Origin of the sequence: Streptomyces sp. NPDC048483, assembly GCF_040651455.1 — a bacterium.
Lineage (GTDB): Bacteria > Actinomycetota > Actinomycetes > Streptomycetales > Streptomycetaceae > Streptomyces.
In genome coordinates this window covers 39,403-53,015 of the sequence record NZ_JBEZJZ010000055.1, presented here as the reverse complement: position 1 = coordinate 53,015, position 13,613 = coordinate 39,403, and the positions used below count along the sequence as shown (strand labels likewise).

General features: G+C 68.5%; 13 protein-coding genes and 2 tRNA genes. 5 read left to right on the top strand and 10 right to left on the bottom strand.

The window, feature by feature from the left end; all coding sequences use genetic code 11:
* Positions 1-1,323: valine--tRNA ligase (gene valS, locus AB0D04_RS25330; protein WP_362707397.1), on the bottom strand; the 1,323-nt coding region annotated here is incomplete at its 3' end.
* A gap of 163 nt (positions 1,324-1,486) precedes the next feature.
* Here valS and AB0D04_RS25325 point away from each other — a divergent pair.
* A complete protein-coding gene (locus tag AB0D04_RS25325; RefSeq protein WP_362707395.1) occupies positions 1,487-2,422 on the top strand; it encodes a hypothetical protein in 936 nt (311 codons plus the stop codon).
* A 242-nt stretch (positions 2,423-2,664) separates the two neighbouring features.
* On the top strand, positions 2,665-2,895 hold the full coding sequence (locus tag AB0D04_RS25320) for a hypothetical protein (RefSeq protein WP_362707393.1): 231 nt from the start codon (positions 2,665-2,667) through the stop codon (positions 2,893-2,895).
* Between the two features lie 75 nt (positions 2,896-2,970).
* On the opposite strand, the gene clpX is transcribed toward AB0D04_RS25320, so the two are convergent.
* From clpX to AB0D04_RS25295, 5 genes are all read right to left on the bottom strand, one after another.
* The gene (gene clpX, locus AB0D04_RS25315; protein WP_362707390.1) at positions 2,971-4,254 is read right to left on the bottom strand and encodes an ATP-dependent Clp protease ATP-binding subunit ClpX; all 1,284 of its coding nucleotides are present in this window, start codon (positions 4,252-4,254) and stop codon (positions 2,971-2,973) included.
* Positions 4,255-4,423: 169 nt separating this feature from the next.
* A complete protein-coding gene (locus AB0D04_RS25310; protein WP_362707410.1) occupies positions 4,424-5,101 on the bottom strand; it encodes an ATP-dependent Clp protease proteolytic subunit in 678 nt (225 codons plus the stop codon).
* 67 nt (positions 5,102-5,168) lie between these two features.
* Positions 5,169-5,771, bottom strand: a complete 603-nt coding sequence (locus tag AB0D04_RS25305) for an ATP-dependent Clp protease proteolytic subunit (RefSeq protein WP_362707408.1) — start codon at positions 5,769-5,771, stop codon at positions 5,169-5,171.
* A 308-nt stretch (positions 5,772-6,079) separates the two neighbouring features.
* Complete coding sequence (gene tig, locus AB0D04_RS25300) at positions 6,080-7,471, bottom strand: trigger factor (RefSeq protein ID WP_362707387.1); 1,392 nt, start codon at positions 7,469-7,471, stop codon at positions 6,080-6,082.
* Between the two features lie 260 nt (positions 7,472-7,731).
* Positions 7,732-7,808, bottom strand: a tRNA-Pro gene (locus AB0D04_RS25295).
* A 158-nt stretch (positions 7,809-7,966) separates the two neighbouring features.
* Here AB0D04_RS25295 and AB0D04_RS25290 point away from each other — a divergent pair.
* A tRNA-Gly gene (locus AB0D04_RS25290) sits at positions 7,967-8,037 on the top strand.
* Positions 8,038-8,115: 78 nt separating this feature from the next.
* Positions 8,116-8,496, top strand: coding sequence for an arsenate reductase family protein (locus AB0D04_RS25285; protein ID WP_362707385.1), 381 nt, complete (start codon positions 8,116-8,118; stop codon positions 8,494-8,496).
* 9 nt (positions 8,497-8,505) lie between these two features.
* Here AB0D04_RS25285 and AB0D04_RS25280 read toward each other — a convergent pair whose 3' ends face one another.
* Positions 8,506-8,700 carry a hypothetical protein gene (locus AB0D04_RS25280; protein ID WP_362707383.1) on the bottom strand — a complete coding sequence of 65 codons (195 nt, stop codon included), beginning with the start codon at positions 8,698-8,700 and terminating at the stop codon, positions 8,506-8,508.
* A gap of 591 nt (positions 8,701-9,291) precedes the next feature.
* Here AB0D04_RS25280 and AB0D04_RS25275 point away from each other — a divergent pair.
* Positions 9,292-10,578, top strand: a complete 1,287-nt coding sequence (locus AB0D04_RS25275) for an acyltransferase family protein (protein ID WP_362707380.1) — start codon at positions 9,292-9,294, stop codon at positions 10,576-10,578.
* Here the strand turns inward: AB0D04_RS25275 and AB0D04_RS25270 are convergent.
* The 3 genes from AB0D04_RS25270 to AB0D04_RS25260 all read right to left on the bottom strand — a co-directional run bounded on the left by AB0D04_RS25270 (position 10,460) and on the right by AB0D04_RS25260 (position 13,472).
* A complete protein-coding gene (locus AB0D04_RS25270; protein ID WP_362707377.1) occupies positions 10,460-11,329 on the bottom strand; it encodes a DUF1963 domain-containing protein in 870 nt (289 codons plus the stop codon). The two genes, AB0D04_RS25275 and AB0D04_RS25270, sit on opposite strands and share 119 nt — an antisense overlap.
* A gap of 28 nt (positions 11,330-11,357) precedes the next feature.
* Positions 11,358-12,503: a SpoIIE family protein phosphatase gene (locus AB0D04_RS25265; RefSeq protein WP_362707375.1), complete on the bottom strand. Its 1,146-nt coding sequence runs from the start codon at positions 12,501-12,503 to the stop codon at positions 11,358-11,360.
* A gap of 138 nt (positions 12,504-12,641) precedes the next feature.
* A complete protein-coding gene (locus AB0D04_RS25260) occupies positions 12,642-13,472 on the bottom strand; it encodes a DNA-formamidopyrimidine glycosylase family protein (protein WP_362707372.1) in 831 nt (276 codons plus the stop codon).
* Positions 13,473-13,613 lie beyond the last annotated feature (141 nt).

Sequence of the window (13,613 nt, the reverse complement as noted above, 5' to 3'; positions counted from 1 at the left end):
CGCCTTGTCGTCGGGCCCGACCACGACGACCTCGTCGTTCGGCCCGTACCAGACCGGAATCCGGTGGCCCCACCACAACTGGCGCGAAATGCACCAGTCGTGAAGGTTGTCGACCCAGCCGAAGTACCGCGACTCCATCTCCTTGGGATGAATCGCGACCTTGCCCTCGCGGACCGCGTCACCCGCCGCCTTCGCCAGCGGGCCGACCTTGACCCACCACTGCATCGACAGCCGCGGCTCGATGGTGGTCTTGCAGCGCGAGCAGTGCCCGACGGAGTGCGTGTACGGACGCTTCTCGGCGACGATCCGGCCCTCGGCGCGCAGCGCACCGACGATCGCCGAACGGGCCTCGAAGCGGTCCAGCCCCTGGAACGGGCCGTGCGCCGTGATGATGCCGCGCTCGTCGAGAACGGCCAGGTTGGCCAGGCCGTGCCGACGGCCGATCTCGAAGTCGTTGGGGTCGTGCGCCGGGGTGACCTTGACCGCACCCGTACCGAACTCCGGGTCGACGTGCTCGTCCGCGACGACGGGGATACGGCGGCCGGTCAGCGGCAACTCGATCTCGGTGCCGACGAGGTGCGCGTAGCGCTCGTCCTCCGGGTGGACGGCGACGGCGGTGTCGCCGAGCATCGTCTCGGCGCGGGTCGTGGCGACCACGATCGACGAATCGCCCTCGCCGTACCGGATCGAAACGAGCTCGCCCTCGTCGTCCTGGTACTCCACCTCGATGTCCGAGATGGCGGTCAGGCAGCGCGGGCACCAGTTGATGATGCGCTCGGCGCGGTAGATCAGCTCGTCGTCGTAGAGCCGCTTGAAGATGGTCTGGACGGCCTTGGACAGCCCCTCGTCCATGGTGAACCGCTCACGCGACCAGGCGACACCGTCGCCGAGGCGCCGCATCTGGCCGGAGATCTGCCCGCCGGACTCGCCCTTCCACTGCCAGACCCGCTCGACGAACGCCTCACGCCCGAGGTCGTGCCGCGAGAGGCCCTCCTTGGCGAGCTCCCGCTCGACGACGTTCTGCGTGGCGATACCGGCGTGGTCCATGCCCGGCTGCCAGAGGGTCTCGTAGCCCTGCATCCGCTTCCGGCGCGTGAGGGCGTCGATCAGGGTGTGCTCGAAGGCGTGCCCCAGGTGCAGGCTGCCGGTCACGTTCGGCGGCGGAATGACGACCGTGTACGGCGACTTCTCGCTCTTCTCGTCCGCCTCGAAGTAGCCCCGTTCTACCCAGCGCTCGTACAGCGGCCCCTCTACATCGGCCGGCGTGTACTGAGTCGGCAGTTCGGGGGCGCTGTGGTTGCTCTGCTGAGTGTTCTCGGTCACGACGGACAGTGTACGGGCGCGTATGTCGCAGCTTCGAATCGGTTTCGCCCCCGGCGCACCGGCTGTCAGCGGCGTCGTACAGGATGTTCGCAGCGCATAAAAATCAGATGCGGGCAGCACGCGACGGTCGGCTGCCATCAGTTGTTACGAGGGGAACCGCTCCATGAGCTACAACCAGCCGCCGCCCGGTCCGTACGGTCAGCAACCGCAGCAGCCCGGCCCGTACGGCCAGCCGCAGCAGCCGCAGGCTCCGCAGCCCGGCTACGGCTACCCGCAGCAGGGCGGCCAGGTGCCCCCGCAGCAGGGCGGCTACGGCTACCCGCAGCAGCCGCAGGCCCCCCAGCCCGGCTACGGCTACCCCCAGCAGGGCGCCCAGCCCGGCTACGGCCAGCAGCAGACCCCCTACGGCGCCATCCCCCAGGGCCCGCCGGAGGGCGGCGGCAACGGCAAGAAGATCGGCATCATCGTCGGCGCGGTGGCCGTGGTGGCGGCGATCGGCGTGGGGGCCTACTTCGTGTTCGGGTCGGGTGGTGGCGGTGACGTGAAGCCGTACACCATCTCGCTGCCGGACAAGCTGCTGAACGGGGAGTACTCCAAGGAAAACACCCTCCCCAGCAAGCCCGTCGACGTCTCCGACAACAAAAAGGCCAAGGCCATGGGGCTGACCAATGGCAAGATCGTGACGGCGACGTACAAAAAGCCCGACGGTCAGACACTGCGGGTCGAGGGCGACTACGGAAAGGTCGCCGATCCGGAGGGCGCCGTCAACCAGATGTTCGCCGAGACCGAAGCGCGGATGAAGAAGAACCTGACGTCCAGCGGCACGACGTTCAAAACCGTCGACGAAGCGGAGTCGTACTCACCGGATGACTTCGACGGCGCAACGCTGCAGTGCGCGAAGTACCAGCTCTCGGGCATGGAGAAGGGTGTGCAAATGTCCCTCGACATGACCCTGTGCGCCTGGGGCGACACCAGCGCCGTCGGTACGGCCGTGTTCATGCCGGCGACCGGCCCCACCGGGGTCACCGGCAAGGCGCCCGAGGGCGAGGAAGCGGCCGAGAAGACCGCCAAGATCCGCGAGGAAGTCCGCAAGGAGTAGGCCCGCGGCGGCGCTCGGCCGCCGACGCCAAAGGCCCTCGACGATTCGTCGGGGGCCTTTCGCCTGTCCCGCACCCGAAATGAGAGATCCGGCAGACCGTTAACCGAAACCTCACGCACACGAGGAACGTGCGTTCGTGCGCTGGTAGCTTGATCGGCGACCGACTGAAAAGCTGATTCCTGCTCAGGGGGACTCTCCTGCGCAAGACCATGCGCCGTATAGCGGCAACGACCGGAGTGCTGGTGGCGGGTACCGCCCTTCCGCTGGTCGTCACCACGCCGGCCCAGGCCGACGCCACGGACTGTGCGGTCTACATGGCAAGCAAGGGCTACAAGGTGGGACCGTCGGTGAAGAAGGCCTGCTACCTCGCGGAAAACACGGTGAACGGCACAGCTTTTTGCGAGACGTCGCTGAAGGTGATGGGCGTCAGGGCGCATCACGCTGAGGAAGCCTGCCGCCGCGGAGCACGCTGACACACTCCAGTAACACCGCCAACCGCCCGGCAGCTCACCAGCTGCCGGGCGGTTGTGTATCTGCTACCAGGGCGCCTACGCGCTCTTCTCGTGCGGCTCGCCCGACTCCCCGCGACTCCGCGGCACCAGCGTCGGGTTCACGTTCGAGTGAACGACATCCGCGGTGATGACGACCCGGGCGACGTCCTTGCGGGAGGGGACCTCGTACATCGCGGAGGAGAGGACCTCTTCCATGATGGCGCGCAGGCCGCGGGCGCCGGTGCCGCGCAGGATGGCCTGGTCGGCGATGGCCTCGAGGGCGGGGCGGTCGAAGTCCAGCTCCACACCGTCGAGTTCGAAGAGGCGCTTGTACTGCTTGACCAGGGCGTTGCGCGGCTCGACCAGGATCTGCAGCAGGGCCTCGCGGTCGAGGTTGTGGACGGAGGTGAGCACCGGGAGGCGGCCGATGAACTCGGGGATCATCCCGAACTTCACCAGGTCCTCCGGCATGACCTCCTGGAGCTGGTCCTTGGACTCGATCTCGCGCTTGGAGCGGATCGTGGCACCGAAGCCGATGCCCTTGGCGCCGGACCGGGACTCGATGATCTTCTCCAGGCCGGCGAAGGCGCCGCCGACGATGAAGAGGACGTTCGTGGTGTCGATCTGGATGAATTCCTGGTGGGGGTGCTTCCGGCCGCCCTGGGGCGGGACGGAGGCCGTGGTGCCTTCCAGGATCTTGAGCAGCGCCTGCTGGACGCCCTCGCCGGAGACGTCGCGCGTGATCGAGGGGTTTTCGCTCTTGCGGGCGACCTTGTCGATCTCGTCGATGTAGATGATGCCGGTCTCGGCCTTCTTGATGTCGAAGTCCGCGGCCTGAATGAGCTTGAGGAGGATGTTCTCGACGTCCTCGCCGACATAGCCGGCCTCGGTCAGCGCCGTGGCGTCGGCGAAGGCGAAGGGGACGTTGAGCATCCGGGCGAGCGTCTGCGCGAGCAGGGTCTTGCCGGAGCCGGTGGGGCCGAGCAGCAGGATGTTGGACTTGGCGAGCTCGATGCCCTCATCGCCGCGGCCGCCGCCGTTCTCGCCCGCCTGCACCCGCTTGTAGTGGTTGTAGACGGCGACCGAGAGCGCCTTCTTCGCGGGGTCCTGGCCGACCACATAGCCATTGAGGAACTCGTAGATCTCCCGGGGCTTGGGGAGCTCCTCCCAACGCACCTCGGAGGTCTCGGCGAGCTCCTCCTCGATGATTTCGTTGCAGAGGTCGATGCACTCGTCGCAGATGTACACACCAGGTCCCGCGATGAGCTTCTTCACCTGCTTCTGGCTCTTTCCGCAGAATGAGCACTTGAGCAGGTCGCCGCCGTCACCGATGCGTGCCACGAGGTGCTTCCCCTTCGCCTGGGATCCGCATTGCTCCACGGACCCGGGTGCTTGCCTATCGACGGTACCTTGCCGGGCCCCCCGTACGGGCCCCCCTTGGACCGACTCGGTTCACTCGGTCCCGGTCCGGCCCAAGGGGGCGACTCTCCGACGCACTGCGCGAAGAGCGCTAGCCGATCGAGACGGACGACTTCCGCGTCGAGACGATCTGGTCGACCAGACCGTACGCCAGGGACTCCTCGGCGGTCAGAATCTTGTCGCGTTCGATATCGTCGCGGATCTTCTCGATGGGCGTGCTGGAGTGCTTGGCCAGCAGGTCCTCGAGCTGGGAGCGCATCCGCAGGATCTCGTTGGCGGCGATCTCCAGGTCGGAGACCTGACCGCGGCCGGTCTCGCTGTAGGGCTGGTGGATCAGCACGCGGGCGTTCGGCAGCGCCATCCGCTTGCCGGGCGTGCCGGCGGCCAGCAGGACCGCGGCGGCCGAGGCCGCCTGGCCCATGCAGACCGTCTGGATGTCCGGCTTCACGAACTGCATGGTGTCGTAGATGGCCGTGAGCGCGGTGAAGGAGCCGCCGGGCGAGTTGATGTAGATCGAGATGTCCCGGTCCGGGTCCATCGACTCCAGGCACAGCAGCTGCGCCATGACGTCATTGGCCGAGGCGTCGTCGATCTGCACGCCGAGGAAGATCACCCGCTCCTCGAAGAGCTTCGCGTACGGGTCGTACTCGCGCACGCCCTGCGAGGTGCGCTCGACGAAGCGCGGGACGATGTAGCGGGACTCGGCGCGCGGGCCGGAGAACTCGGCCTCCGCGCCCTGGTAGAGGGCGCTGCCGGGGAAGTTGTTCATCGTGGTGTTCACCATCCTGGTGGCGATCAAGTGGGCTGGGGTGGCTGTGGGGCGAGTGGTACGGGGCTCAGGCCCCGGTGCCGCCCCCGCCCGGAACGCCGGAAGCAGAGATCATCACGTCGTCGATGAGGCCGTACTCCTTGGCCTCGTCGGCGGAGAACCAGCGGTCGCGGTCCGAGTCGTGGGTGATGCGCTCGACGGTCTGACCGGTGTGGAAGGCGGTCAGCTCGGCCATCCGCTTCTTGGTGTGCAGCAGCCGCTCGGCATGGATCTTGATGTCCGAGGCGGAGCCGGCGAGGCCCGCCGAGGGCTGGTGGATGAGGATCTCGGCGTTCGGCAGCGCGAAGCGCTTGCCCGGGGTGCCGGCGCTCAGCAGGAACTGGCCCATGGAGGCGGCGAGGCCCATCGCGATCGTCACCACGTCGTTCTTGATGTACTGCATGGTGTCGTAGATCGCCAAGCCGGCCGAGATCGAGCCGCCCGGGGAGTTGATGTAGAGGAAGATGTCCTTGTCCGGGTCCGCGGCCAGGAGAAGCAGCTGCGCGGTGATCTTGTTGGCGATGTCGTCGTCGACCGGCTGGCCGAGGAAGATGATCCGCTCGCCGAGCAGCCGGTTGTAGACCTGGTCGCCGAGGCCACCGAAGGTCGGCTCAGCGGCGGCGGAAGGCATCGGGATCGTCACGTGTCCACCTGCTCGTTGTCGGACGGTTCGCGACCGTCTCAGCGTCGTCTGCCGGGGCGCGGGGATCAGCGCCGTATCGTGCACCCGGCGCGGTTTCAGGGACTCCCCTGCCCTCGTATCTACGGACCCTAACGCGCAGGTCGGACAACGCCATCCCGCATTGAGAACTGTTCGCTGTGAGCGCAGGCTCACCGGTCCGGTATGACTTCGGTAGGAGTCCGGTACGGCTACGGGCCCGAACACGCGGACGTGCGTGTTCGGGCCCGTAGTCGGAATTACCGTGCGACGGCGGAAGCTCAGGCCTCGGGCTTCTCGTCGGCGGCGGGCTCGGTGCCCTCGGCCTCGGCGACGACGGTCTCGGCGACCTCGGCCTCGTCCTCGTCCTCCAGGTCGATGACCTCGCCGTTGCTGTCCTTGACCGTGGCGGCCTCGACGACGACCGCGAGGGCCTTGCCGCGGGCGACCTCACCGACGAGCATCGGCACCTGGCCGCCCTCGACGACCGCCTGGGCGAACTGGTCGGGGGACATGCCGGAGGACTGCGCGCGGCGCATGAGGTGCTCGGTGAGCTCCTCCTGGCTGACGTTCAGCTTCTCCTTGTTGACCAGCTCGTCGAGGAGGAACTGGGTCTTGATGCCCTTCTCCGCCTGCTCCTTGGTCTCGGCGTCGAACTCTTCCTCGGTCTTGCCCTGGATCTCCAGGTACTTGGCGAGGTCGAGACCCATCTGGGCGAGCTGGTGGTTGACCAGGTTGTGCTTGCGGGTCTGGATCTCGTCCGCGAGCAGCTTCTCCGGCATCGGCACCTCGACGAGCTTGAGCAGCTCGTCCAGGACCTTCTCCTGCGCCTGGGTGGCCTGGTCGTACTTCTTCATCTGCTCGAGGCGCTTGCGGCTGTCCGCCTTGAGCTCCTCGAGGGTGTCGAACTCGCTGGCCAGCTGCGCGAACTCGTCGTCCAGCTCGGGCAGTTCGCGGGACTTGACCTCGGTGACCTCGACCTTGACCTCGGCCTCCTTGCCCTCGGCGGAGCCGCCCTTGAGCTCGGAGGTGAAGGTGGCCTCGCCACCGGCCTCCAGGCCCGTGACGGCGTCGTCGATGCCGTCGAGGAGCTCGTCGGAGCCCACGGTGTAGGTGACGCCCTGGGCGACGCCGTCCTCGAGGACCTCGCCGTCCACCTTGGCCTCGAGGTTCAGCGTCAGGACGTCGCCGTCCTGGGCGGCGCGCTCGACCGGGGAGGTCGAGGCGAAGCGCTCGCGCAGCTGCTCGACGGACTTGTCGACGTCCTCGTCGGACACCGTGACGGCGTCGACCTCGACCTCGATGCCGGAGTAGTCCGGGATCTCGAGGGCGGGGCGGATGTCGACCTCGGCGGTGAAGGCCAGCAGCTCGCCGTCCTTCAGCTCGGTGATGTCGACGTCGGGCTGGCCGAGGACGTTCAGCTCACCCTCGTTGACCGCCTCGGTGTAGAACTTCGGGAGCGCGTCGTTGACGGCCTCCTCCAGCACGGCACCGCGGCCGAACCGCTGGTCGATGACGCGGGCCGGGATCTTGCCCTGGCGGAAGCCCTTCACCGTGACCTGCTGGTTGATCTTCTTGTACGCCGCGTCGAGGCTGTCCTTGAGCTCCTCGAAGGGCACCTCGACAGTGAGCCGAACCCGGGTCGGGTTCAGGGTCTCCACGGCGCTCTTCACGGTTCGGTCTCCTTGGGGCTGACTTCTGGGGTTTTGCTTGAGATCTTCCGGGCCCGCTCATTCGGGGTCCGTCCGATCGCGCCCGGATACAAGAGACACACGGGCACGCAGCTTGCATAGTAACCGCAGGGAGGATGACGCCCACAACGCGATCTTGGACGGCTCGCCGACAGGCGGGCGCCGGCCCGCCGCCGCGGAGGCCTCAGGAGAGGTGAGTGAGGGGGCCGAAGGTTCTGACCGAAGGTTCGGCTGAATAATGCTGGTCGGGGTGGCCGGATTCGAACCGACGACCTTCCGCTCCCAAAGCGGACGCGCTACCAAGCTGCGCCACACCCCGTCGGTGCGAGACGTAGGGTACATGGCTGCAGGCCGTACGGCTGCCAGTTATTCGGGACAGCCGATCTCGTCCGCATGCGGCGGAGATGTGGTGTGCGGCGGACCGCCCTGACCCGCTACGATGCACAGCGTGCCGCGGTCCGGTGACCGGTGGCGCTTGCGGGCGTAGCTCAATGGTAGAGCCCCAGTCTTCCAAACTGGCTACGCGGGTTCGATTCCCGTCGCCCGCTCGGAAAAAGAACCCCGGGCCCGGTGGCCTGGGGTTCTTTGCATTCCGCGACCCGGGTCCGCGGCCTAAGCTGGCCGGCATGGAGATCTGGATCAATCCCGCGTGTTCCAAGTGCCGTTCCGCGGTGAGCATCCTCGACGAGGAGGGCGCGCAGTACACCGTGCGCCGCTATCTGGAGGAGCCGCCGACCGCGGACGAGCTCCGCGCCGTACTGGAGCGGCTGGGCCTGGAGCCGTGGGACATCACGCGGACCCAGGAGGCCGAGGCCAAGGAGCTGGGAATCGCGTCCTGGGAGCGTACGGAAGCCGGGCGTGGACGGTGGATCGAGGCGCTGGCCGCACATCCGCGGCTGATTCAGCGGCCGATCATCACCGCGGACGACGGATCGGCCCTGGTGGGCCGTAGCGAGGAAGCCGTACGTGACGCGCTGGCGCGGACCGAGGGCGGGCGCACCACCTAGGCGGGCCGCCTAGAAGGTGATGTGGTTGATCGTGTCCGCGAGGGAGTTGATGAACCGGTTGATCGACGGCGCCATCCCCGTGGAGGCGAGGAAGAAGCCGAAGAGTATGGCGACGATCGCCGGACCCGCCTTGATCGACTTCTGTCTGACCAGTACGACAAGGATGATTCCCAACAGCAGCACCACTGACAGTGAAAGAGCCACAACAGATCACACCCTTGGTCGGAACGCCTCACCGGCCCGGAAGCATGCCGCGCACACCCCCTGGCCCCATCGTGCCATCAACTCCTTTCCCAGCGCAGGCGGGTGACGAATCATCGGCCAATGGTTTGCCCGATTCCGTCCCCTGGCAGGGGCGGGTCTCCGCCAGGGGGCGGACAGGCGGCAGAGGAGCGGTGGCCGGATGGTGGCCGGGTGGCCGGAATTCCATGGGCCGTGGCACAGGACCGGCCACCGGTAATTCGGGCTGATCATTTTTCCGGGACCGATCGCGGCACCCGGCCGATAAGCGGTGCGGTGAATTCGCAATTCGTGGCGTCCGTCACGACGGCCCGTCAAGCGGTGCGGGCATATCACCAAGGAAGCGGACATTCCTGCCGGGCCGTCCGCTGGGTATATCAACCGTTTTGGGATGCCTAGTCGGGACAAAACCGGGCACCGCGGCGGAGGGCTGCGGGGAATCTCACGGGTGATTGCGGGGTTTATCCGGAGCGTATATGCGGCCGCACCTGGGGAAATACCGAATAATGTTGGCGCGGTTTTACGCATTCGCCGTGCGCCGCTATCGTGCCTGGGATGTTTCCCGCTGCCCCCACACCGCGACGCGAGCTCCCTCCGGCCACGGAGGCTGCCGCGGCGGAGGACAGACCGGCACAGGCGCCGCCGCCCAAGGCCACGCCCAAGGCCGGCCGGGACGCGTTCTTCGACAACGCGAAGTACCTGGCCATCGTGCTGGTGGCGATGGGGCACGCCTGGGAGCCGCTGACCGACGGCAGCCGCGCCGCCGAGGCGCTCTACATGACCGTCTACACGTTCCACATGCCGGCGTTCATCATCATCTCCGGCTACTTCTCGCGCAGCTTCGACATGCGCAAGGACCGGCTGCAGCGGCTGGTGACCGGCGTGCTGGTCCCGTACATCCTCTTCGAGACGGCGTACGCCTTCTTCAAGCGCTGGGCGGACGACGATCCCGGGCATCCGATCAGCCTGCTGGATCCGTGGTTCCTGACGTGGTTCCTGATCGCGCTGTTCATCTGGCGGCTGACCACTCCGCTGTGGAAGATCGTGCGCTGGCCGATTCCGCTCGCGGTGGCCATTGCCGTGGCCGCGTCGGTGTCGCCGGACATCGGTGACGATCTGGATCTTCAGCGGGTCCTGCAGTTCCTGCCGTTCTTCGTGCTGGGGCTGAATCTGCGTCCGGAGCACTTCAAGCTGGTGCAGCGGCGGGCGGTGCGGATCGCGTCGGTGCCGATCTTTGCGGCCGCGCTGCTGATGGCCTACTGGGCGGCGCCCCGGATGACCTCGGCCTGGTTCTACCACCGGGACAGCGCGCAGGAGCTGGGCACCACCTGGTGGATCGGCGCCGTCATGACGCTGGCCCTGTTCGGCTGCTCGCTGGTGACGACGGCCTGCTTCTACTCCTGGGTGCCCCGGCGGACCATGTGGTTCACGGTGCTGGGCGCGGGCACGCTGTACGGCTATCTGCTGCACGGCTTCCTGGCCAAGGGCTCGCGGTTCTGGGGCTGGTTCGACGACTACAAGTGGCTGCACACACCGCTCGGCGAGATCGCGGTCACCGTGGTCGCGGCGGCGGTCGTGACGGCGCTGTGCACGCCGCCGGTGCAGCGGGCGTTCCGGTGGGCGATGGAGCCGAAGATGGCCTGGGCGTTCAAGAAGGATCCCGCCGATACGGGCGCGGGGGCGGGCCGGCGCGTAGGCGCCCATCCGCCGTACGGACCGGCGCCTAGAAGCACTCCACCAGGGCCACCGTCTGCGTCCAGTCCCCCTCCCGCAGCGCCTTCGCCGGGAGGACGAAGCGGAGATAGCCGCCGTCGGCGCACATGTCGTAGTGGCCGATGGTGATCAGGTGGCGGTAGGGCTCGTCGGCCGAAAGGTCCTTGAGCGGGAAGGTGCAGCCCTCCAGGTGGGGCCAGCCGAAAGCCTGGTCGGGCGAGAAACGGACGTCCTCGTACGTGTACAGGCCCTGTTCCTTCTCGCAGTACGCCCGCCATGCCTCGCCGAAGCGGTCCGACAGCGACCAGCCGGGCGACGACCGGTAATACGTCAGCCAGTCGTCCGTCTCGGGCTCCTCGGAATAGTCCAGGGTGTCCAGGACCGGGTCGTAGTCGACCGAGAAGGGGGACGGGAGGGTCACCGCCGGCACCGCGTACAGGTCCACGCGGGGGAACAGCGAGGCCGGTGCGGGGGCTTCGACCTCCGTCGCGCGTGCGGGATCGGCCGGGACGATCCGGCAGCGGCGCGGGTCCTCGAGGGGAGTGTCCTGGGCGGCCTCGGGCATCTCCCCGCGCTGCGGGCGGTCCTCGAAGCAGAAGACGTTCAGCAGGCCGGCCCCGGTGGGCGGCCGCTCGTCGCCGAGCCAGGGGCCGAGCGCATCGACGTCCAGCACGGCGAAAAGGCTCAGCGGCGCGCCCTCGCACTCCGGCCACGGCGTACCCGGGTCCAGGAGGGCCGGGCCGCCCCAGCGGGTGTGCCCGGCGGGGGCGATGCCGTCCTTGACCGGGCGCAGCCCGAAGCCCGGTCTGGCGAGCGCCGCCATCTGGTTCCCGAGGTGCTCCCCCAGGTGCTCGACGCAGAGCGCCCGGACCTTCGCCACTTCGGCCGCGTAATCCTTGTCCCGGTAGTCAGGCGTCCCGGCAGATCAGCAGCAGGGCGCGGTCGTCGTTGACGTCCTTGGCGACGGCCTCGATCAGATGCCAGGCGGCGCCGGCGAAGCCGCTGGTGACATAGCGGTCGGCCTCGCCGGTGAGGCGGTCGATGCCCTCGGCGATATCGCGGTCGTTGGCCTCGACCAGGCCGTCGGTGAAGAGCATGAGGACGTCGCCGGGGCGCAGGGTGCCCTTGACGGGGTCGAACTGGGCACCGTCGTAGACGCCGAGCAGCGGCCCGTCGCCCGACTTCTCCTCCCAGCGGCCGGAGCCCGCGCTGAGCTGGAGGGCGGGCAGATGGCCCGCGGAGAGGAGTTCGTAGTCGCCGGACTCCAGGTCGAGGACGAGGTGGATGGAGGTGGCGAAGCCCTCGTCCCAGTCCTGGCGGAGAAGGTAGCCGTTGGCGGCGGGGAGGAAGCCGTGCGGCGGGAGCGAGCCGAGGAGGCCGCCGAAGGCGCCGGAGAGGAGGAGGGCGCGGGAGGCGGCGTCCATGCCCTTGCCGGAGACGTCGGTGAGGACGACCTCGAGGATGTCGCCGCCGTGGGTGCGGGAGGCGACGACGAAGTCACCGGAGAAGGACTGGCCGCCGGCCGGGCGGAGCGCCATCTCGTGGTGCCAGCCCGGCGGCAGTTTGGGCAGCGAGCTCTGTACGCGGATCCGCTCGCGCAGGTCGAAGAGCATGGTGCCGCCGCGCCGCCAGGGCACCCCGACCCGGTTGCGGAACTGGGCGATCAGCAGCCCGAAGAACCCGACCGAGGCGACCACCAGGACCGTGCCGGGGGTGATCCGGTCCGGCCCTTCGCCGTACGGGCCGAACAGTGCGGACTCGACGACGAGGGCGGCCGCGGAGGCGCCGTACAGGACGAGGAGGTTGGCCGGGCGCAGCAGCAGGCCGCCGGCGATGACCGGGAGGACCAGGGCGGTCGGGGCGAGCCATTCGGGGCGCCAGAGGGTGCCCGCGGCGATGGCGGGGATGGCCAGGAGCAGGACGGCCAGCGCGGGCCGGTCGGAGCCGTCGCCGCGGAAGTAGTCGACCCCGGCCTTGCGCACGCCGATGCGGGCCCGGTGCATGCTTTTGTGCATCCGGGCCGTCAGGGGTTCCGTTCCCGGGCCGCTCGTCATCGCTCTGGGACCTTATCCACCCGTTCGGCGGTGCGTCGATTCGCCGCACGTCAGCCCCGGGAATTGCCGGGAAACAGCGTTCGAAATGCGGTCGCGCGGCCGGTGAGTGTCCTGGGGGCGGGGCGGGTGCGGCGGCCGTCAGGCCCGGCTGCCGGTGCCCGTTGCCGGCTGGCAGCCGGGGCACCAGAAGAGGTTGCGGGCGGCGAGTTCTGCCGTGCGGATCTCGGTGGTGCAGATGTGGCAGCGCTGGTTCGCGCGGCGGTAGACGTAGACCTCGCCGCCGTGGTCGTCCACCCGGGGTGGACGGCCCATCGCCTCCGGCATGTGTTCCGGCCGGACGGTGTCGATGCGGTTGTTGCGTACGCCCTCGCGCATCAGGGCGACCAGGTCGTGCCAGACGGCGTCCCAGGCGGGGCGGGTGAGGTCGCGGCCCGGGAGGTACGGGTCGATGCGGTGCCGGAAGAGGACCTCGGCGCGGTAGACGTTGCCCACGCCCGCGATGATCTTCTGGTCCAGGAGCAGGGCCGCGATGGTGGTGCGGCTGCGGGTGATGCGCTTCCAGGCCCGTTCGTGGTCGTCGTCGACGCGGAGCGGGTCCGGGCCCAGGCGGTCGTGTATCGCCTGCTTCTCGGCGTCGGTGATCAGCACGCAGGTGGTGGGGCCGCGGAGGTCCGCGTACGCCGATGCGGTCGCGATGCGGAGGCGGACGGTGTCGGTGGCGGGGGGCGCCGGGGCGGTGCCGAAGCCGAGTTTGCCGAAGAGGCCGAGGTGGATGTGGACCCAGCCGGTCCCGGCGAAGCCGAGGAAAAGGTGCTTTCCGTGGGCCTCGGTTTGGGTCAGCACCTGGTTGTCGGTGAGGGCCGCGCTGTCGGAGAACTTGCCCTGGGGGCTGGTTGTTCTGACCTGGTGTCCCAGGAAGCGGTCCGCGTAGTCCTGGGCCAGGCGGTGGATGGTGTGGCCCTCTGGCACGGCCTCTCCTCCGGAGGGGATTTTCCGTACGTTGCCGGGTGCCGATCCGCTGCGCTTGGCCCAGGCCGTACGGTGCCGGGTGCGGCGCCGTGGCTTTTTTGGTTTCCGCTGCGCGGTGCTGTTCGGCTGCGGCGCCGGGCT

Excerpts from the sequence above, each read along its gene's own strand:
- AB0D04_RS25325 (WP_362707395.1), top strand. The coding sequence starts at position 1,487 with ATGAGCTACAACCAGCCGCCGCCCGGTCCGTACGGTCAGCAACCGCAG.
- AB0D04_RS25305 (WP_362707408.1), bottom strand. The coding sequence starts at position 5,771 with ATGCCTTCCGCCGCCGCTGAGCCGACCTTCGGTGGCCTCGGCGACCAG.
- AB0D04_RS25310 (WP_362707410.1), bottom strand. The coding sequence starts at position 5,101 with ATGAACAACTTCCCCGGCAGCGCCCTCTACCAGGGCGCGGAGGCCGAG.
- AB0D04_RS25275 (WP_362707380.1), top strand. The coding sequence starts at position 9,292 with ATGTTTCCCGCTGCCCCCACACCGCGACGCGAGCTCCCTCCGGCCACG.
- AB0D04_RS25265 (WP_362707375.1), bottom strand. The coding sequence starts at position 12,503 with ATGACGAGCGGCCCGGGAACGGAACCCCTGACGGCCCGGATGCACAAA.
- AB0D04_RS25285 (WP_362707385.1), top strand. The coding sequence starts at position 8,116 with ATGGAGATCTGGATCAATCCCGCGTGTTCCAAGTGCCGTTCCGCGGTG.